The sequence below is a fragment of the Streptomyces sp. NBC_01481 genome (genome assembly GCF_026339995.1).
Taxonomy (GTDB): Bacteria; Actinomycetota; Actinomycetes; order Streptomycetales; family Streptomycetaceae; genus Streptomyces.
In genome coordinates, this window is sequence record NZ_JAPEPT010000006.1 from 366,568 (window position 1) to 384,593 (window position 18,026).

Genomic DNA, 18,026 nt, shown 5'->3' on the forward strand with positions numbered 1-18,026 from the left:
TCTCATTGTGCCCACACCGCGCCGACGGCTTTGACGTGCGCGGCAGCCTGGGCCAGCCCGGCACGGGCGGCGGGCGCACGCAGTGCCGGGTCCAGGCGGCCGCGGCCGATTGCTTTCCTGGCGGCGGCGTCCGGGGTGATGACCGCGACGCGGGCACCCGCCGCGGCGAGCTGTGCGGCCTGGGCGCGGGGCGAGGCGATCGCCTTGGTGCCGGAGGCGATGGGCGCGAGGACGACCACCCGCTCGTAACCGGCGGCGAGATGGGCATTGGCCGTGGTGTGCACTCCCCCGTCGATCCACCTGCGGCCATCGATGGTGACCGGAGGCCAGACACCGGGGACCGCGCAACTGGCCGCGACGGCGTCCACGAGCGGTACGCCGCTGTCCTTGTCGTACGTCTTCAACGCGCCGGTGAGCGCGTCGACGGCGGTGACGAGCAGGCGCCGCTCCGGCCACGTGTGTGAGAGGAGCCGCCGGGCGATCACCTCGCGGCGGGACGCCTCGTCGCCGTTGTCGCGGGCGAGTGCCATCCTGCCGAGCTTCCGTCCGCACTCCTCGGGTGTACGGGACGTGAGGATCGCCCGTGCGTACGTCAGCGTCATCGCAAGACCGAACCGGGCGGCGCTCTCGCCCTCGGGCCGGGCGAGCTGGCGCTCGTACAGATCGGCGAGGTCCAGCCTGCCGGATGCGACCTGGGCGGCGACGACCGCGCCGGCGGAGCTGCCGACGAGGAGGTCGGCGGTGGTCAGATCCACGTCGGCGCGTGCGAGTCCGTGGAGGATGCCGATCTCCCAGCCCACACCTGTGATTCCGCCGGCGCCGAGTACAACTGCCGTGTCAGCCATGGGAGTCAGTCTGGCGCGACCGCGTCCGGCGGGGTGCGGCGGGGCTGGGACGCGGGGGCTGACGCCCCCACGCCTCCGGTGCGCCGGCTTCGCGGCAATGGTGGCACCGCCTCCCGCGGGTGCGGTTGGGGGGAAGCGCAGCCCGCCCGCCCGGGGACGCCACCTTCACGGCGCGTCTCGCACGCGCCGCGGCGAAGCCGATCGCTCCCGCAGGGTGCAAGAGTCGGCCGTAGGGGCCGACGCCCCACCCCCGAGGCGCCGACTGCGCGGCGCACCTCGCACCCCCCGGCGGAACCGGGCGCCGCCTCCCGCGGGTTCGGGTGGGGGAAGCGCAGCCACCCGCCCGGGGACGCCAGCTTCGCGGCGAACAGGCAGCGCCTCGCGTGGGATACCGGCCGGAAGGAACGCGGGGGCTGACGCCCCCACGCACCCCCGCCGCCGGCTTCGCCGCGCGGCACGAGCCGACTCGCGCGGCGAAACCGACCGCACCCCGCCGCGCCACCACCCGCCGAATCGGCGCCGCCTCCCGCAGGTGCAGGAGGCGGGACGCGGCAGCCGGCGAAACCCTGCCGCCCGGCGCAACCGGCGCGGCGCGCACCGCAGTTACACCAGTTCCGTCACCGTCCCGGCGCCCACCGTGCGGCCGCCCTCGCGGATGGCGAAGCCGAGGCCCGGCTCCAGTGGGATGTCGCGGCCCAGCTCCACGGTCATCGTGACCGTGTCGCCGGGCCGGGCGACCGCCGCCTCGCCGAGGTCGATGTCGCCGACGACGTCCGCCGTCCGGATGTAGAACTGCGGCCGGTAGCCGGTGGAGACCGGTGTCGTACGGCCGCCCTCCCTGGTGGACAGCACGTACACCTGCGCCGTGAAGCGCCGACTCGGCACGACGCTGCCGGGCGCCGCGACCACATCGCCGCGCCGGACCGCGTCACGCGCCATGCCGCGCAGCAGCAGGGCGACGTTGTCACCGGCCTCCGCGGACTCCATCGGCTTGCCGAAGGTCTCCAGTCCCGTGACGACCGTCCCGGTGTCCGCGCCGAGGACCTGGACGCGGTCGCCGACGCGGACCGTGCCCCGCTCGACGGCGCCGGTGACGACCGTGCCGCGCCCGGTGATGGTGAGGACGTTCTCCACCGGGAGCAGGAACGGCGCGTCCGTGTACCTGACGGGCATCGGCACATACGTGTCGACGGCGTCGAGCAGCGCATCGACGGCGGCCGTCCAGCGTGGGTCGCCCTCCAGCGCCCTGAGCCCGGAGACCCGTACCACCGGCGCGGCATCCCCGCCGTACCCATGGGCCGTCAGCAGCTCGCGGACCTCCAGCTCCACCAGGTCGGTGAGCTCGTCGTCGCTTGCGTCCGCCTTGTTGAGGGCGACGACGATGTGGTCGACGCCCACCTGGCGGGCGAGCAGGACGTGCTCGGCGGTCTGCGGCATGACCCCGTCGAGCGCCGAGACGACGAGAATCGCCCCGTCCAGTTGCGCGGCTCCGGTGACCATGTTCTTGACGTAGTCGGCGTGGCCCGGCATGTCCACGTGCGCGTAATGCCTGGTGTCGGTCTCGTACTCGACGTGCGCGATGTTGATAGTGATGCCGCGCTGCGCCTCCTCGGGCGCCCGGTCGATCCGGTCGAACGGCACGAAGGTGCCGGTCCCGCGCTCACTGAGGACCTTGGTGATGGCGGCGGTCAGTGTGGTCTTGCCGTGGTCGACGTGGCCCATGGTGCCGATGTTGAGGTGCGGCTTGGTGCGCACGTATGCCGTCTTGGGCATGGCTGTTTTCCTCGGTTTCCTCGGAACTCGAAGCGTGATGGGACCCCTGGGCCTTGCCGACCCTCCCCCTGTGGGGTCCGCCGGACGATCCGGGAAGGGTCAGCTTCGGGCGCCGTCGAGGGGCGCTGCGGCAGCGGCGGCTGCGGGGAATGCGGCAGCCTTCGGCGCGTCCGCGACTGCGGACGGCGCTGCGAGGAAGGCGTACCGGAACATGTCGACGATGATCGCTCAGGGCGCTTCGCCGCGTCGAATGGTTTTCCCCGCGCGGGAGTTGTGCGGGAGCCGGGCGGATGTTGTACGGGAGCTCAGCAGCTCACAGGTTCTTCAGAGCCTCGCGTACGGACAGCGGCGCGAGCCGGTCCCGGTGCCGCTCGACGAAGTCGCGTACCGCGTCGGCATCTGTCTTGGCGTACTCGCGCAGGCACCAGCCGATCGCCTTGCGGATGAAGAAGTCGGGGTGGTCGGCACGGCGCAGGCAGTAGGCGAAGAGCCGTTCCGTATCCGTCGCGTCCTTGTAGCCGAGCTGATGGAGCAGCGCGGTGCGCGCGACCCACAGGTCGTCGTCCTCGATCCAGCTGTCCATGACGGACTTCAGCCCGGGATCGGCGCTCACGAGCGGTCCGGCGACATGTGAGGCGAGGGCGTCGACGGTGTCCCACCAGGAGACGGTGACGACGAGATGGCGTACGACCGGCAGCAAGCCGGAGGAGCAGCGCTTCACATGGCGGCGCAGATAGTCGACCGCGAAGTACTGGTACTCGCGCTCGGGCAGCTCCCAGCAGCGCAGGGCGATCGCCGTGCAGTCGGCCTCGTCGGGGACGGCGGTGCCGTCGAGAACGGTGCGGGAGAGCTCGCGGCGGGCGCCGGTATAGAGCCCGAGGAAGGGCGCGATGCCCTTCATGTACGCGGCGGCCGACTCGGCCCTGACCGCATCGGCGCCGGTCGGGTACATGGCGGTGAGGCGCGCAAGGACGGTGTCGGCGAGCTCGCTGTGCGGGACGGCGGGCGGGTGGACCGGGGTCATGCGGCTCACATTACGGCGATCACATCCCCCTGTCGGTTAGTCTCCCCGGATGCTCGACCCCGTCCCCCGGCCCGCATCGGGCCTCGCCGTGCGCTGCACGAGGGCGCTGTTCTCGCCGTGGTCGCGGCTGTCGCTGCTCGTGGCGATGCTGGCCGCCGCCGCGGTGACGGTGGTGTTGTACGAGCCGCAGCGGATGCTCTCCGCGGGCTGGCCGCCGCAACTGAGCGGGGCTGCCGCGGTGGTGCTGTTCGGCGTCGCGTACGGGGCGTGCACCGCGGCCTTCGTGCCGCGCCCGCTGCTCAATCTGGCGGCGGGCGCGCTCTTCGGCTCGCAGGCCGGGTTCGTCTCGGCGCTCGCCGGGACGGTGCTGGGTGCGGGTATCTCGTTCACGCTGGGGCGACTGCTCGGGCAGGACGCGCTGCGGCCACTGCTGCGGGGGCGTTGGCTGAAGGCGGCCGACGCCCAGCTGAGCAGGCACGGCTTCCGCTCGATGCTGTCTGTGCGGCTCTTCCCCGGCGTGCCCTTCGCCGCGGCGAACTACTGCGCCGCCGTCTCCCGTATGCGCTATGTCCCTTTTCTGCTGGCGACGGCGATCGGCTCGATCCCGAACACGGCGGCGTATGTGGTCGCGGGCAGCCGGGCGGGCTCGCCGACGTCCCCGGCGTTCCTGATCGCGATGGGCTTCATCGTGGTGACGGGGCTGGCCGCGGCCTGGGTCGCCTGGTGCAAGCGGCACCGGCTGCGGGGGCGTTAGACCAGGGGCCCAGGGCGCCCCGCTGCCTCATCTGCTCGCCACCACTGCCCAGTTGGCGTGGGAGGAGTGGAGCGCACCCCGGGCCTGCGCACCAAGGCGTGGGCCGCGTCCGGGCGTTGAGCGGGGGACGGTGGCATGCGGCTCCATGGGCGCCGTCCGGCCCGCCCCGCGAGGGGGCGGGCGCCCGGCGCGGGCGCTCACAGGGGCTGCGAGATTCCCGCCGATCGGGGGACGCTAGGCTTCCTGAGACCTGGCGCATGATCGGGAACGCTACGCGCCGTCAGACCGTGATCATTTCTTGGGTGGCGTAGTTTTCGATGTCTTGGTTCGAATCATTCATCCTCGGGCTCGTCCAGGGACTGACCGAGTTCCTGCCGATCTCCTCCAGCGCGCATCTGCGGCTCACCGCCGCATTCGCCGGCTGGGAGGACCCGGGCGCCGCCTTCACCGCGATCACCCAGATCGGCACCGAGACGGCCGTCCTCATCTACTTCCGCAAGGACATCGCACGCATCGTCTCCGCCTGGTTCCGTTCCCTGACGAACAAGGAGCTGCGCAGTGACCACGACGCCCAGATGGGCTGGCTGGTCATCGTGGGTTCGATTCCGATCGGTGTGCTCGGCGTCACGTTCAAGGACCAGATCGAGGGCCCGTTCCGGGATCTGCGGCTGATCGCCACGACCCTGATCGTGATGGGCATAGTCCTCGGCATCGCCGACCGTCTCGCCGCCCGTGACGAGCAGGGCGGCAAGCACCGGGCCATCAAGCAGCGCAAGACGCTGCAGGAGCTGGGTGTCAAGGACGGTCTGATCTACGGTGCCTGCCAGGCGATGGCCCTGATTCCGGGCGTCTCACGCTCGGGCGCGACCATCAGCGGCGGTCTGCTGATGGGCTATACGCGTGAGGCGGCGGCTCGCTACTCGTTCCTGCTGGCCATCCCGGCAGTGCTGGCCTCGGGCGCCTTCGAGCTGAAGGACGCGAGCGAGGGCGGGCATGTGGACTGGCCGCAGACCTTCTTCGCGACGATCATCGCCTTCGCCGTGGGCTACGCGGTGATCGCCTGGTTCATGAAGTTCATCACTACGAAGAGCTTCATGCCCTTCGTGATCTACCGCATTCTGCTGGGAATCCTGCTGTTCATCCTGGTCGGAACGGATGCGCTGAGCCCCCACGCGGGTGAGTCGGGCGGCTGAGGCGCGTTGACGCGGGACTGACGGCTGTCGTACCCAGGCCTTAGCCTGTCTGCATGTCCCCCTTGTCCCGCGAGTCAGAAACCGCGTTGTCCGCCGCCGAGCTCAATGCCCGGATCCGAGAGCTGTGGGCGGACGGCGAGCTGCCCGACGACCGGCGCCCGGAGTACGAGGCACTGGTGGTGGAGTGGGCCGCGGCCGCGCTCGGGGACGTGCAGCACGCCGCCTGAGCGCGGGGCGGGCAGGCCGGGAGCGCTCGGCGTGATCGCGGGCTCGGCTAGCCTGAGTGCCACAATGAATCGTTTGACCACGTCATGGGGCGGCTTCGAGCTCGCCCGCTTCCCCGAGGACCCCCGCGACACGCTCCGCGCCTGGGACGCCGCCGACGAGTACCTTCTGGGGCAGCTCAAGGGGATCGACGACGCCGCGCCCACGGATCTGACCGGCACGCCGGCCGTCGTCGGGGACCGCTGGGGCGCCCTCGCCACCTCGCTCGCAGCCCACCGGCCCGTACAGATCACGGACTCCTTCCTCGGCCAGGAAGCGACCCGGGCGAATCTGGCCCGCAACGGCATCGACGTGGACGCGGTACGCCTCCAGTCGGTCAGGGACCTGCCGCCGGAGCGTATCGACGTACTGCTGATCCGGGTGCCCAAGAGCCTCGCGCTGCTGGAGGACCAGCTGCACCGCCTCGCGCCCGCCGTGCACGCGGACACGGTCGTCGTGGGCGCCGGGATGGTCAGCGAGATCCACACCTCGACGCTGAAGCTGTTCGAGCGGATCCTCGGTCCGACCAGGACCTCGCTCGCGGTGAAGAAGGCGCGGCTCATCTTCTGTACGCCCGACCCCAGACTCGCCCGCACCCCGAGCCCCTGGCCGCTGCGCTATGCGCTGCCCGACGACGTGGGCGTGCTCGCGGGCCGGACCGTCACCAATCACGCGGGCATCTTCTGCGCCGAGCGCCTCGACATCGGCACCCGTTTCTTTCTGCGGAGCCTGCCGGAGCGGCACGGTCCGGAGCGGGTCGTCGACCTGGGCTGCGGCAACGGCGTGGTGGGCGCGGCGGCCGCGCTGGCCAATCCGGCGGCCTCGGTGACCTTCATCGACGAGTCGTTCTCGGCGGTCGCCTCGGCCGAGGCGACGTACCGCGAGAACGTCCCGTCGGACACGAAGGCGGAGTTCCTGGTGGGCGACGGTCTGTCGGGTGTGCCGGACGCGTCCGTCGATCTGGTGCTGAACAATCCGCCGTTCCACTCGCACCGGGCGACGACGGACACGGCCGCCCGCCGGATGTTCGGCGAGTCGCGCCGTGCCCTGCGGCCCGGGGGCGAGCTCTGGGTCGTCGGAAACCGCCACCTCGGCTATCACCTGAGACTGCGCCGCCTCTTCGGGAACTGCGAAGTCGTCGCCGGCGACCCGAAGTTCGTGGTGCTGCGGGCCGTCAGGAAGTAGGTCCTGTCCGGTCGATCAGGCCGGATCAGTGAGCGGGGTCTGGTGCGGTGCATCGCAAGGCGGAGGATGGAGCCCACGCGGAGCGTAGGCGACTGACGACAACGCGGCGAGGTGCCGTGCCAGGGCACGCGAGCCCGGCAAGATCGGCCGGACAGGACCTAACCGCCGGGCTCAGCGGCCCAGGCCGTCGGCGCCGTCCTGCCACTCGGCGTAGGGAACACGGGAGATCTCGCGTACGCCTCCGAGCGTGCCCCATTCGTCCTTGCCGAGCCGGGTGAGCGGCGCCAGCTTCGTCACCTCGGGGTGCCCGCCGGCCATCACTTCCTTGCTGACGACGGCATGGACGACGCGGCCGAAGACGACCGTCGAGTCGCCGAGTCGTACGGTGCTGTGCAGTTCGCATTCGAGGGCCACCGGGGAGGCCGCGACGCGCGGAGGCTTCACGCGCAGGCTCGTCTCGCGGGCGATGCCCACCGCGTCGAACTCGCTGATGCCACGCGGAAAATCGGTGGCGGTGGCGTTGATCTGCTCGAAGAGCGGCTCGGGTGCGAAGTTGACCACGAAAGCCCCGGTGTCCTCGATGTTGCGCAGCGAGTCCTTGCGGCCGACCGAGGTGAACTGCACGACGGGCGGAGCCACGCACGAGATCGTGAAGAACGAGTGCGGGGCGAGATTGTCCGTGCCGTCGGCCGATGTTGTCGAGACCCAGGCGATGGGCCTCGGGACGACGGTGGCGGTCAGCAGCCGGTAGAAGCTGTCGCGGTCGCACTGGGCCGGGTCGTAGTCGATGCGCATGGGGGAAGTATGGCGCCTGACGCCGAACTGGCGCAGATCGACCGTTTGCTGAACAAGAGCGGGTGAAGAGCAGGTGACTGGCGTGCACAGCTCTTGGCCTTGGGCCCTTACTGCCCGAAACTGACCCGATGACGCAGCGCGTGGATCTCGCGACCGTGATGGACCGGCTGACCATCGATGAATTGATCACCAGTTATGCGGTGGCGGTGGACGACGGCGACTGGGACGCCTACCGCGCCCTGTTCACCCCCGAGGGGCGCGCGGACTACCGCAGCTCGGGCGGGATCGAGGGTCCGGCCGCCGAGGTCGCCGACTGGCTGGCGGAGACGATGCGTCTCTTTCCGGTACGCCAGCACCTCATCGTCAACCGGCGGCTGCACATCCAGGACCTGGGCGGCTATCCGGGCGACCGGGCCGAGCTGCAGGCCGACTATGTGAACCCGATGCGTCTGGAGTCGGGGGACGACTTCGTCTCCGGCGGCCGGTACACCTTCGGCCTGCTGCGTACGGACGCGGGCTGGCGGCTGCGCACGGTGGTGATCCACGAGAAGTGGAGGCGGGCTCCGGACGCCCCCGGCGGCGCCTGACCGACCTGGGCGCACTGTTCTTGCAGGTCCTGCTCGCGCACACTGGAGACGACACCGCTCGCGGTCGCCGCGAGGCGGACGAGGAGGCGCGGTATGCGGATTCCGGTCGGCCGGCCTGGCTGGGGCCGCGCGCGAGAGCTCGCGGCGTCTGGGCGCTGGCGGGCCGTCGCCGCGGTGGCCGCCGGTGCGCTTCCCGCGCTGGCCTTTCCCGAACCCTCGCTGTGGTGGTTCGCGTATGTCGCGCTGGTGCCATGGATGCTGCTGGTCCGGGACGCGCCGACGGGCCGACGGGCGGCGGTCGAGGGCTGGCTGGGCGGCATCGGCTTCATGATCGCCGTGCATCACTGGCTGATCCCGAGCCTGCATGTGTTCATCGTGCTGATCGCCGCGCTGCTGGGGCTGCTGTGGGCGCCCTGGGGGTGGCTGGTGTGGTCGCTGCTGTCCGGGAGGCGGCCGAGGGCGGCCAGAGCGGTCGCCGCTCTCGCGGTGGTGCCCTCGGGCTGGCTGATGATCGAACTGGTCAGGTCGTGGGAGGGATTGGGCGGTCCCTGGGGGTTGCTGGGGGCGAGCCAGTGGCAGGTCTCCCCCGCCCTGCGGCTCGCCTCGGTGGGCGGCGTCTGGCTGGTGAGTCTGCTCGTGGTGGCGGTGAACACCGCGGTGACGGTGCTGATCGCGGTGCCGCGCGCCCGGACGGCCGCGGTGGGGGGCGGGGTCATCTGTGCGCTCACCACGACCGCGGTATGGCTCTGGCTTCCGCAGCCGGAGCCGTCGGGGCGGGCCCGTATCGCTGTCGTACAGCCGGGCGTCGTCGACGGTGTCGAGAGCGTCGAGCGGCGCTTCGCCCGCAGTGAGGAGCTGACCCGTCAACTGGCCGGTCAGGACATCGATCTGGTGGTCTGGGGCGAGAGCAGCGTCGGCGCGGATCTGCGCGAACGCCCGGATCTGGCGGCCCGTATCGCGGTGCTCTCGCGCGCGGTCGGCGCGGATCTGCTGGTCAATGTGGACGCCCGGAGCCAGGACGGCGCCGGCCGGGCGGGGATCTTCAAGAGTTCGGTCCTGGTGGGCCCGCAGGGTCCGACCGGTGATCGCTACGACAAGATGCGGCTCGTCCCCTTCGGTGAGTACATACCGGCGCGCGGGCTGCTGGGCTGGGCGACCTCGGTGGGCAAGGCGGCCGGCGAGGACCGGCTGCGCGGCAGCCGTCCGGTGGTGATGGTGCTGCCCGGCGAGGGTGCGGGCGGACTGCGTCTGGGGCCGCTGGTCTGCTTCGAGTCGGCGTTCCCCGACATGGGCAGGAGGCTGACCAGGGACGGCGCACAGCTGCTGATCGCCCAGTCGGCGACCTCGTCGTTCCAGGGGAGCTGGGCGCCCGAGCAGCATGCCTCGCTGGCGGCGCTGCGGGCGGCCGAGAGCGGCCGGCCGATGGTGCACGCCACGCTCACCGGCGTCAGCGCGGTGTACGGACCCGACGGCAGCCGGGTCGGCCGCCTGCTCGGTACGGACAGAAGTACCGCCGCCGTCTACGACGTCCCGCTGGCCCGCGGCACCACCCCGTTCGTCAGGTTCGGCGAGTGGCCGGTCTACGGAGCACTGGCGGTCCTCGCCGCGCTCTGCGCCGCGGAGGGTGTGCGCTCGCTCAGGAAGCCTGCTCCAGGGCTCGCAGCACCACCTGTTCGCACAGCTGATGAGTCCGCAGCGCGTCCTGTGCGCTGAGGAGTTTCCCGGCCCGTACGGCGTCCAGGAAGGCCAGCACCGACTGCTCGATACCGCGCTGGCGCGCGACGGGCACCCAGTCGCCCCGCCGCCGTACGCTCGGCTGCCCCTTGTGGTCGACGACCTCCGCGAGATTGCGGACCTCGCGCTTGGTGTCCTGCCCAGACACCTCGAGGATCTCCTCCGTGGAGCCGCTCATCCGGTTCATCGTCCCGATGGCGGTGAAGCCGTCGCCGGACAGCTGCAGCACGACATGGTGCATCAGGCCGTCGACGATCCGGGCCCGTACATCGGTGTGGTCGATCGGTCCGGGGACGAGAAAGCGCAGGGTGTCGACGACATGGATGAAGTCGTCGAGTACGAGGGTGCGCGGATCCTCGGCGAGGCCGAGGCGGTTCTTCTGCATCAGGATCAGCTCGCGCGGGTGCTCCAGGCACTGGGCGTAGCCCGGCGCGAGACGGCGGTTGAAGCCGACTGCCAGGCTGGTGCCACGCGCTTCGCCGAGGGCCACCAGCCGCTCGGAGTCGGCCAGTTCGTACGCGAGCGGCTTGTCGACATACGTCGCCACACCCGCTTCCAGCAGCCGCGTCACGATCTCGGCGTGCACGGACGTCGGCGCGTGGACGAAGGCGGCGTCGAGGCCCTGGGCGAGCAGCGAGTCGAGGTCGGTGTGGCGGCGCCCGGCCGGGATGTGGTGGGTCTCGGCGATCCGCGCGAGGGTGGCGGGGGTCCGGGTATGCAGATGCAGTTCGACCCCGGGGAGCGTGGTGAGCACGGGCAGATAGGCCTTCCGCGCGATGTCGCCGAGCCCGATGCAGCCGACCTTCACAGGGGCCTCCCTTGGCGCTGTGCCGGTTCATTCGTGTGCGTCGTGTGCTCCGGCAGCATACGTGCGCTGCGGGGGCCCGAGCTTGCTGCGCGGAATGCTCGGCGAATAAGGCCTGGCGGCAGGTGGGTCCGTGCTCCAGGATGATCGGCATGACGACACCTGAGCGCATCGAACCGGCCACCGCCGCAGATGAACGCACCATGTTGGACGGCTGGCTCGACTACCACCGGGCCACGTTGGAACTGAAATGCGCGGGGCTCGACGACGAGCAGCTGCGCACGGCATCGGCAGCACCCTCCACGCTCTCCCTGCTCGGCCTGGTGCGGCACATGGCCGAGGTCGAGCGGCACTGGTTCCCGGTGGCCATGGCCGGCGAGGAGCACACGCCGATCTACTACTCCAAGGACGACCCCGACGGCGACATCAATGTCACCGAGGCCGACACCTGGGCCGAGGGGTACGCCACCTGGCAGGCCGAGATCGCGCGAGCCAGGCAAGCCGTCGCGGGACGATCGCTGGACGAGCTCTCGGTGAAGAAGGACCGCCGCACCGGAGAGCTGTTCAATCTGCGCTGGATCTATACGCACATGATCGAGGAGTACGCGCGGCACAACGGCCATGCCGACCTTCTCCGTGAGCGGATCGACGGCGCGACCGGCGAGTGACCGACGGCTCCCGTCGTCACCCTTGTGGGCCATTGTCTGCTCGTACGACGGTGAACGCGTGCCGCGCACAGCAGAGTTGGGCAGGTGCACCGAACGAGAACAACCGTCCTGGCCGGGATGGCCGCCTTCGCCCTGTCCGGCTGCGTCGTCCTGACCGGATGCGTGGCCGTGGAGCCGCGGACCGCGCCCGCACCACGGCTGCCCCCGCCGCCGGGGAGCGGCCGTCCGGCGCAGGTCGTGGAGCCGCAGAACATGCAGGACCCGGCGCGGGAGGCCCTTGCGCCCCCGGCGTCCGAGAAGACCATGCCGCCCGCCGCCATCGAGGACGCCCCGCGCGAGCCGTCGAGACCGAGGCCCGCCCAGCCGGGCACCTCGGGCCCGGCTTCCCGGCCGCGCGAAATGCCCGCGCGCCCTGCACGGCCCACAAAGCCCGTGGCGCCGGTGCCCGTCGAAGTCCCCGCCGGCATCTGTGCGCTGAGCGAGGACTACGGCCGCTGGCGCCCCGGCAGCACCGAAGCCCGGATCTGCCGGGAGGTCTACGGGAACTAGTGCTGGATTCCTCAAAGGAAGTACACATAGCGGCGGCGTAAACGCCTGGTGGGCGGTGCGGGTCTGCCCCAGATCCAGGGTCGGGCGCGGGCGTTGAGCTGGGCCGTGGCCACTTCGGTGGCGTGGGTGATGTGGTCGCGGTCGCCGAAGGAGCGTCCGGCCAGGGCGGTCTTGCGGAAGATGCGCCACCAGCCCTCTTGAAGGTTGAGCCAGCAGGCGCCGACTGGGATGAACACATGCCTGATGCGGGGATGTTCCTCGAGCCAGGTTCGGGTGGACACGCTGTTGTGGGAGGACAGATTGTCGGTGATCACGTAGATGTCCCCGACGGGGTTGGCGTCCTCGACCAACTGAAGGAACTGCTGGTAGAAGGCACTGTTACGGGAGGTGGCCGTCATCGTGACCTCGTGGCCGTCCCGGACGCGTAAGGCGCCGTAGACCCAGGTTTTCTCCGGTCCGCGGGAGTAGTCGAGCTCGTTTTTGATGCGGTGTCCGTCCGGCGACCAGCCCGGTGCCGGCGGGAAGGTGCGTGGGATCACCGGGCCGAGTTCGTCGGCGCAGACCACCGTCGCGCCGTCGGGAGGGCTGGTGTAGAGCTCGACGATCCGCGTCCTTTTCCCTCGAAGTCCACATCTCTCGAGCGGGTCCACGAGCGCGTGCGCCGCCAGCGCACCCCCTCGGCCAGCAGGATCCGACGTACCTGGGAGCGGCTGACCTCGATGCCCAGGTCCCGGGCCGTGGCGGCCAGCGCGTCCAAAGTCCACTCCGAGGGCCCCAACTCGTCCGCGGCCCACATCTCGTTCGACGGCTGCACCTCCAGCCGACCCGGCGGCGTCAGCCTGACCAGGCCGATGATCCTCGAGCGCTCGGCCTCGGTGATCCTTCGCTTGCGTCCCTGCCCGCCCAGATCCTCCAGTCCCTCCAGCCCGCAGCGGTTGAAGCGGTGCAGCCAGCGGCGCACCGTCTTCTGACCGCACCGCAGCTCGTCGGCTATCTGCGGGACCAGCCAGCCGCCCCAGCTCAGCTCCACCATCCGGCAGCGCTCCACCACAACCTTCGGCGCCTTTCTGGCCGACGCCAGGCGGTGGACCACCGCTTTCTCACCCTCGTCACGGCCCGGCCGTGCCCTCAGCACCACTACCCAGCACCCGCCCCCGAGCACCTGCAACTGCCCCGCTACCAGCAGCTATACCCACCGAAAGAGGAATCCAGCACTAGTGCTGGATTCCTCAAAGGAAGTACACATAGCGGCGGCGTAAACGCCTGGTGGGCGGTGCGGGTCTGCCCCAGATCCAGGGTCGGGCGCGGGCGTTGAGCTGGGCCGTGGCCACTTCGGTGGCGTGGGTGATGTGGTCGCGGTCGCCGAAGGAGCGTCCGGCCAGGGCGGTCTTGCGGAAGATGCGCCACCAGCCCTCTTGAAGGTTGAGCCAGCAGGCGCCGACTGGGATGAACACATGCCTGATGCGGGGATGTTCCTCGAGCCAGGTTCGGGTGGACACGCTGTTGTGGGAGGACAGATTGTCGGTGATCACGTAGATGTCCCCGACGGGGTTGGCGTCCTCGACCAACTGAAGGAACTGCTGGTAGAAGGCACTGTTACGGGAGGTGGCCGTCATCGTGACCTCGTGGCCGTCCCGGACGCGTAAGGCGCCGTAGACCCAGGTTTTCTCCGGTCCGCGGGAGTAGTCGAGCTCGTTTTTGATGCGGTGTCCGTCCGGCGACCAGCCCGGTGCCGGCGGGAAGGTGCGTGGGATCACCGGGCCGAGTTCGTCGGCGCAGACCACCGTCGCGCCGTCGGGAGGGCTGGTGTAGAGCTCGACGATCCGCGTCCTTTTCCCTCGAAGTCCACATCTCTCGAGCGGGTCCACGAGCGCGTGCGCCGCCAGCGCACCCCCTCGGCCAGCAGGATCCGACGTACCTGGGAGCGGCTGACCTCGATGCCCAGGTCCCGGGCCGTGGCGGCCAGCGCGTCCAAAGTCCACTCCGAGGGCCCCAACTCGTCCGCGGCCCACATCTCGTTCGACGGCTGCACCTCCAGCCGACCCGGCGGCGTCAGCCTGACCAGGCCGATGATCCTCGAGCGCTCGGCCTCGGTGATCCTTCGCTTGCGTCCCTGCCCGCCCAGATCCTCCAGTCCCTCCAGCCCGCAGCGGTTGAAGCGGTGCAGCCAGCGGCGCACCGTCTTCTGACCGCACCGCAGCTCGTCGGCTATCTGCGGGACCAGCCAGCCGCCCCAGCTCAGCTCCACCATCCGGCAGCGCTCCACCACAACCTTCGGCGCCTTTCTGGCCGACGCCAGGCGGTGGACCACCGCTTTCTCACCCTCGTCACGGCCCGGCCGTGCCCTCAGCACCACTACCCAGCACCCGCCCCCGAGCACCTGCAACTGCCCCGCTACCAGCAGCTATACCCACCGAAAGAGGAATCCAGCACTAGGGCCTGTCGTTCGGATCTTGCCGGGTTCGCGTGCCCTGGCACGCACTCCCCCGTAGCCCTTCGGGCACGGGAGGTGCCCCCATGCCGCGTTGCGTCAGTCGCCGACGCTCCGCATCGGCTCCATCCTCCGCCTTGCGATCGCACGCACCACAGTGACATCAGCCGCTCCGCGGCGGGCCGCTCACTGATCCGGCCTGATCCGAACGACAGGCCCTGGCCTCACTCCCCCCGCAGCCGCCCCTCCAGCCGCTCGATCGCGGCCCTGACGCCGTTGCCGTATCCGTCGTCCCCCAGGGCGTCCGTCGCCGCGCGAGCCCGGTCGAGATGGACCCGCGCGGCCTCGGGGCGCTGGAGCTTCACATAGTCGGCGGCGAGGTTGAGGTGGAGCGAGGGGTAGAAGGCACGCACCTCGAGCGCCGCCTCGTGCCGGGCCGGCCGCTCCTCGCTCAGCCCGTCCGCCGCGGCCAGCGCCCGCAGATCCCAGGCGAGCTCGTCCCCGGGGTCGTCCTGGGTGTCCGCCATGTAGTGCGCCAGGGTGCAGCGGTGAAGTGCGTCACCGGCCTCGCCGATCTCCGACCAGAGGGCGCCGAAGCGATTGCGTGCCTCCTCGCGGTCTCCGCCGTGCAGCAGCATGATCGCCTGCCCGATCCGGGTCACGACGGCGTCCCCCGACGCCTCCGGCTGCTCCCTCACTGCGGCCTCCCACGTCCGTGCGGCGATTGCGCGAAATGCGACGAGTCACGGATCACGACGCTAGCCGCCGCCCTTGACAATGCCGCACAGGCTCGGGCACGGGCCCGAGCCTGTCAGCCGGGTGCGCGAACGCTTAGGTCCTGTCCGGTCGATCTTGCCGGGCTCGCGTGCCCTGGCACGCACGCTGCGTTGTCGTCAGTCGCCGACGCTCCGCGTCGGCTCTCCCCCTGCCTTCGGCGGAAGGACCCCCATCCTCCGGCCTGCGATCGCACGCACCACAGTGACATCAGCCGCTCCGCGGCGGGCCGCTCGCTGATCCGGCCTCATCGACCGGACAGGACCTAGCCGAGGTTCGGGATCCGCCAGTCGATGGGCTCGTGGCCCTGGGCGGCGACCGCCTCGTTGATCTGCGTGAAGGGGTGCGAGCCGAAGAACTTCTTCGCGGACAGGGGCGAGGGGTGGGCGCCCTTCACCACCACATGCCGCGTCTCGTCGATCAGGGGCAGCTTCTTCTGCGCGTAGGCGCCCCAGAGCACGAACACCGCGGGGTCGGGCCGCGAGGCCACGGCGCTGATCACCGCGTCCGTCACCTTCTCCCACCCCTTGCCCTTGTGGGAGTTGGCCTCGCCGGCCCGCACCGTCAGCACGGCGTTGAGCAGCAGGACACCCTGCTCGGCCCACGGCATCAGATAGCCGTTGTCCGGGACGGGGTGGCCCAGCTCCGCCTGCATCTCCTTGTAGATGTTCCGCAGGGAGGGCGGGGTCCTGACGCCCGGCCGCACGGAGAAGCAGAGGCCGTGCCCCTGCCCCTCTCCGTGGTACGGGTCCTGGCCGAGAATCAGGACCTTGACGCGTTCGTACGGTGTCGCGTCGAGGGCGGCGAAGACCTCCTCGCGCGGCGGATAGACCGGCCCCCTGGCCCGCTCCTCCTCGACGAACTCGGTGAGCTCCTTGAAGTAGGGCTTCTGCAGCTCGTCGCCGAGGACGCCGCGCCAGGACTCGGGCAGCATGTCGGTGTCGGTCACGTCAACAACCTCCGGAATGGGACCAGTTCTCGAGAAAGAACCTACCGGGGGCCACTGACAACGGGGTCTGCCGGCGGTCTACCAGCTGGCCTTGCGGTACAGCTGCCACATCTGCATGAACGTCTGCGGGTTGATCGCGAGTTCGCCGCCGCCGATCTCCTCGCTGGAGGCGACGAACATCTTGCCCTGCCACAGCGGCAGCAGCCGAACGTCGTCACCGAGGATCTCCTGTGCCCGCTCGAACTGCTCGGTGACCGCACCGCGGTCGCTCTCGCGCCGGGACGCGGGCAGCAGCTGGTCAGTGATCTCGGGGCTTTCGTACGGCATGCTGAGCGCGTTGTTCTTGCCGACGAACGGCGCCACAAAGTTGTCCGGGTCCGGGAAGTCGGGGAACCAGCCGCGTCCGAAGACGGGGTACTCGCCGGCCTGGTAGGCCTTCCTGAAGTCCTTCTCCGGCTTGCCCTCCACCGTGATCTTGAACAGGCCGGTGGCGTCGAGCTGCCGCTTGAGCTCGTCGAACTCGGCCTTGGAGGCGGAGCCGTAACGGTCGGAGGAGTACCCGAACATCAGCGGCACCGGCTTGGTGATACCGGCGTCCTTGAGGATGGCCCGCGCCTTGTCCACGTCCGGCTCGCCATAGCGGTCGAAGAACTCGGTGGTGTGGCCGGAAATGCCCTTGGGGACCATGGAGTACAGCGGCTCGGCCGTGCCCTGGTAGACCTTGCCGACCAGCGCGCCGCGGTCGACGACCTGAGCGATCGCACGGCGTACGGCGAGCTTGCCCGCCATGGGGTCCTTGGAGTTGAAGACGAGGTAGCGGATGTCGGCGCCGACCGTCTCGACGAGCTGGAGGCCGTCGTACTCCGGCTGCTTCGACTGAAGCTTGACGACCTCCTGCGCGGTGAGACCGCGGTAGATCGTGTCGATCTTCTTCTTCTTGAGCTCTCCGACCATCACGTCGGAGTCCTGGAAGTAGCGGATGGTGACGGCTTCGTTCTTGAGCTTCGCGAACCCCTCGTACTTGGAGTTCTTGGTCAGCTCGGCCCGTTCGCCCTTCTTGTACGAACTCAGGACGTACGGCCCCGAACCTGTCAGCCCGCCGTCCTCGCGGAGCTCGTCCGCCGGGTACTCCTTGGGCGGGACGACAGCCATGGCGGGCGTGGCCAGGATGAACGGGAACGTGGCGTCAGCCGTCTTGAGGCTGAACCTCACGATGCGGTCCCCGGCGACCTCGACCTTGTCGAGCGAGCCGAGCAGACCGTTGGGGCCACCCTTCGCGTCGATCTTCCGGATCCGCTCGATGGAGTACTTGACCGCCGCGGCGTCGAGCTTGTCGCCGTTGGAGAAGGTAAGGCCAGGCTTCAGCTCGCACTCGAAGAGCTTGTTGCTGGAATCGGTGAAGCGGCAGGATTTCGCGGCGTCGGGCTGCGGCGCTGCGCTGCCGGACGGGAAGCTCACCAGCGTCTGGAAGACATTACTCAGCAATTCCCATGAGCCGTCCCAGGCTGCGGCCGGATCGAGGGTGGTGGGCTCACTCATCGTACCGACCGTAATCTTCTGCTCGCGCTCGGTGCTCTCACCCGAAAACAGGCTGCATCCGGCCAGCAGAGATATGGACGCTAGGGCTGCAGTGGCCTGCAGGCAGGTCCGGTAGAACACGTGCACGCTCCTCGTTCAGCCATGGGTCGGCCGACCA

General features: G+C 70.1%; 20 protein-coding genes. 8 read left to right on the forward strand and 12 right to left on the reverse strand.

The genetic code is table 11. The annotated features are described in order from the left end of the window. Nucleotides 1-2: 2 nt before the first annotated feature. From OOK40_RS31535 to OOK40_RS31545, 3 genes are all read right to left on the reverse strand, one after another. Nucleotides 3-845 (reverse strand): patatin-like phospholipase family protein, encoded by an 843-nt coding sequence (locus OOK40_RS31535; protein ID WP_266488380.1) that lies wholly within the window; start codon nucleotides 843-845, stop codon nucleotides 3-5. 603 nt (nucleotides 846-1,448) lie between these two features. Next, nucleotides 1,449-2,618: an elongation factor Tu gene (tuf, locus tag OOK40_RS31540; protein ID WP_266488382.1), complete on the reverse strand. Its 1,170-nt coding sequence runs from the start codon at nucleotides 2,616-2,618 to the stop codon at nucleotides 1,449-1,451. Nucleotides 2,619-2,931: 313 nt separating this feature from the next. Continuing rightward, complete coding sequence (locus OOK40_RS31545; RefSeq protein ID WP_266488385.1) at nucleotides 2,932-3,642, reverse strand: DNA alkylation repair protein; 711 nt, start codon at nucleotides 3,640-3,642, stop codon at nucleotides 2,932-2,934. A 49-nt stretch (nucleotides 3,643-3,691) separates the two neighbouring features. Here OOK40_RS31545 and OOK40_RS31550 point away from each other — a divergent pair, with 49 nt between their 5' ends. From OOK40_RS31550 to OOK40_RS31565, 4 genes are all read left to right on the forward strand, one after another. Next, on the forward strand, nucleotides 3,692-4,396 hold the full coding sequence (locus tag OOK40_RS31550) for a TVP38/TMEM64 family protein (RefSeq protein WP_266488387.1): 705 nt from the start codon (nucleotides 3,692-3,694) through the stop codon (nucleotides 4,394-4,396). A 317-nt stretch (nucleotides 4,397-4,713) separates the two neighbouring features. Further along, nucleotides 4,714-5,589, forward strand: coding sequence for an undecaprenyl-diphosphate phosphatase (locus OOK40_RS31555; protein WP_266488390.1), 876 nt, complete (start codon nucleotides 4,714-4,716; stop codon nucleotides 5,587-5,589). A 53-nt stretch (nucleotides 5,590-5,642) separates the two neighbouring features. Beyond that, on the forward strand, nucleotides 5,643-5,816 hold the full coding sequence (locus OOK40_RS31560; RefSeq protein WP_266488392.1) for a hypothetical protein: 174 nt from the start codon (nucleotides 5,643-5,645) through the stop codon (nucleotides 5,814-5,816). 64 nt (nucleotides 5,817-5,880) lie between these two features. Beyond that, a complete protein-coding gene (locus OOK40_RS31565) occupies nucleotides 5,881-7,038 on the forward strand; it encodes a methyltransferase (RefSeq protein ID WP_266488395.1) in 1,158 nt (385 codons plus the stop codon). A gap of 171 nt (nucleotides 7,039-7,209) precedes the next feature. Here the strand turns inward: OOK40_RS31565 and OOK40_RS31570 are convergent, their stop codons facing one another. After that, nucleotides 7,210-7,833 (reverse strand): flavin reductase family protein, encoded by a 624-nt coding sequence (locus OOK40_RS31570; RefSeq protein ID WP_266488396.1) that lies wholly within the window; start codon nucleotides 7,831-7,833, stop codon nucleotides 7,210-7,212. Between the two features lie 128 nt (nucleotides 7,834-7,961). Here OOK40_RS31570 and OOK40_RS31575 point away from each other — a divergent pair, with 128 nt between their 5' ends. Both OOK40_RS31575 and lnt read left to right on the forward strand, forming a co-directional pair. After that, a complete protein-coding gene (locus OOK40_RS31575) occupies nucleotides 7,962-8,420 on the forward strand; it encodes a nuclear transport factor 2 family protein (RefSeq protein ID WP_266488400.1) in 459 nt (152 codons plus the stop codon). Between the two features lie 93 nt (nucleotides 8,421-8,513). After that, on the forward strand, nucleotides 8,514-10,133 hold the full coding sequence (gene lnt, locus OOK40_RS31580; protein ID WP_266488403.1) for an apolipoprotein N-acyltransferase: 1,620 nt from the start codon (nucleotides 8,514-8,516) through the stop codon (nucleotides 10,131-10,133). On the opposite strand, the gene OOK40_RS31585 is transcribed toward lnt, so the two are convergent. Then, a complete protein-coding gene (locus OOK40_RS31585; RefSeq protein WP_266488405.1) occupies nucleotides 10,057-10,962 on the reverse strand; it encodes a Gfo/Idh/MocA family protein in 906 nt (301 codons plus the stop codon). The two genes, lnt and OOK40_RS31585, sit on opposite strands and share 77 nt — an antisense overlap. Nucleotides 10,963-11,111: 149 nt before the next feature. Here OOK40_RS31585 and OOK40_RS31590 point away from each other — a divergent pair, with 149 nt between their 5' ends. Together OOK40_RS31590 and OOK40_RS31595 are read left to right on the forward strand one after the other, a co-directional pair. Next, the gene (locus tag OOK40_RS31590; protein WP_266488408.1) at nucleotides 11,112-11,627 is read left to right on the forward strand and encodes a DinB family protein; all 516 of its coding nucleotides are present in this window, start codon (nucleotides 11,112-11,114) and stop codon (nucleotides 11,625-11,627) included. Nucleotides 11,628-11,711: 84 nt separating this feature from the next. Further along, nucleotides 11,712-12,176, forward strand: a complete 465-nt coding sequence (locus OOK40_RS31595) for a hypothetical protein (protein ID WP_266488410.1) — start codon at nucleotides 11,712-11,714, stop codon at nucleotides 12,174-12,176. A gap of 11 nt (nucleotides 12,177-12,187) precedes the next feature. On the opposite strand, the gene OOK40_RS31600 is transcribed toward OOK40_RS31595, so the two are convergent. The 7 genes from OOK40_RS31600 to OOK40_RS31630 form a co-directional block, all read right to left on the reverse strand. Further along, a complete protein-coding gene (locus OOK40_RS31600) occupies nucleotides 12,188-12,742 on the reverse strand; it encodes a transposase (protein WP_266478175.1) in 555 nt (184 codons plus the stop codon). Then, the gene (locus OOK40_RS31605) at nucleotides 12,712-13,314 is read right to left on the reverse strand and encodes a helix-turn-helix domain-containing protein (RefSeq protein WP_266478181.1); all 603 of its coding nucleotides are present in this window, start codon (nucleotides 13,312-13,314) and stop codon (nucleotides 12,712-12,714) included. Before OOK40_RS31605 ends, OOK40_RS31600 begins: the two co-directional genes overlap by 31 nt. Nucleotides 13,315-13,405: 91 nt before the next feature. Next, on the reverse strand, nucleotides 13,406-13,960 hold the full coding sequence (locus OOK40_RS31610) for a transposase (protein ID WP_266478175.1): 555 nt from the start codon (nucleotides 13,958-13,960) through the stop codon (nucleotides 13,406-13,408). Beyond that, entirely contained in the window at nucleotides 13,930-14,532 is a 603-nt protein-coding gene (locus OOK40_RS31615) for a helix-turn-helix domain-containing protein (protein WP_266478181.1), read from the reverse strand. Before OOK40_RS31615 ends, OOK40_RS31610 begins: the two co-directional genes overlap by 31 nt. Nucleotides 14,533-14,831: 299 nt before the next feature. Further along, nucleotides 14,832-15,305: a hypothetical protein gene (locus OOK40_RS31620; RefSeq protein ID WP_266488412.1), complete on the reverse strand. Its 474-nt coding sequence runs from the start codon at nucleotides 15,303-15,305 to the stop codon at nucleotides 14,832-14,834. Nucleotides 15,306-15,646: 341 nt separating this feature from the next. After that, on the reverse strand, nucleotides 15,647-16,330 hold the full coding sequence (locus OOK40_RS31625; protein ID WP_266488414.1) for a uracil-DNA glycosylase: 684 nt from the start codon (nucleotides 16,328-16,330) through the stop codon (nucleotides 15,647-15,649). Nucleotides 16,331-16,408: 78 nt separating this feature from the next. Then, nucleotides 16,409-17,989, reverse strand: coding sequence for an ABC transporter substrate-binding protein (locus OOK40_RS31630; protein ID WP_266488416.1), 1,581 nt, complete (start codon nucleotides 17,987-17,989; stop codon nucleotides 16,409-16,411). Between the last annotated feature and the right edge of the window lie 37 nt (nucleotides 17,990-18,026).

Excerpts from the sequence above, each read along its gene's own strand:
- OOK40_RS31535 (WP_266488380.1), bottom strand. The coding sequence starts at position 845 with ATGGCTGACACGGCAGTTGTACTCGGCGCCGGCGGAATCACAGGTGTG.
- tuf (WP_266488382.1), bottom strand. The coding sequence starts at position 2,618 with ATGCCCAAGACGGCATACGTGCGCACCAAGCCGCACCTCAACATCGGC.
- OOK40_RS31545 (WP_266488385.1), bottom strand. The coding sequence starts at position 3,642 with ATGACCCCGGTCCACCCGCCCGCCGTCCCGCACAGCGAGCTCGCCGAC.
- OOK40_RS31550 (WP_266488387.1), top strand. The coding sequence starts at position 3,692 with ATGCTCGACCCCGTCCCCCGGCCCGCATCGGGCCTCGCCGTGCGCTGC.
- OOK40_RS31555 (WP_266488390.1), top strand. The coding sequence starts at position 4,714 with ATGTCTTGGTTCGAATCATTCATCCTCGGGCTCGTCCAGGGACTGACC.
- OOK40_RS31560 (WP_266488392.1), top strand. The coding sequence starts at position 5,643 with ATGTCCCCCTTGTCCCGCGAGTCAGAAACCGCGTTGTCCGCCGCCGAG.
- OOK40_RS31565 (WP_266488395.1), top strand. The coding sequence starts at position 5,881 with ATGAATCGTTTGACCACGTCATGGGGCGGCTTCGAGCTCGCCCGCTTC.
- OOK40_RS31570 (WP_266488396.1), bottom strand. The coding sequence starts at position 7,833 with ATGCGCATCGACTACGACCCGGCCCAGTGCGACCGCGACAGCTTCTAC.
- OOK40_RS31575 (WP_266488400.1), top strand. The coding sequence starts at position 7,962 with ATGACGCAGCGCGTGGATCTCGCGACCGTGATGGACCGGCTGACCATC.
- lnt (WP_266488403.1), top strand. The coding sequence starts at position 8,514 with ATGCGGATTCCGGTCGGCCGGCCTGGCTGGGGCCGCGCGCGAGAGCTC.
- OOK40_RS31590 (WP_266488408.1), top strand. The coding sequence starts at position 11,112 with ATGACGACACCTGAGCGCATCGAACCGGCCACCGCCGCAGATGAACGC.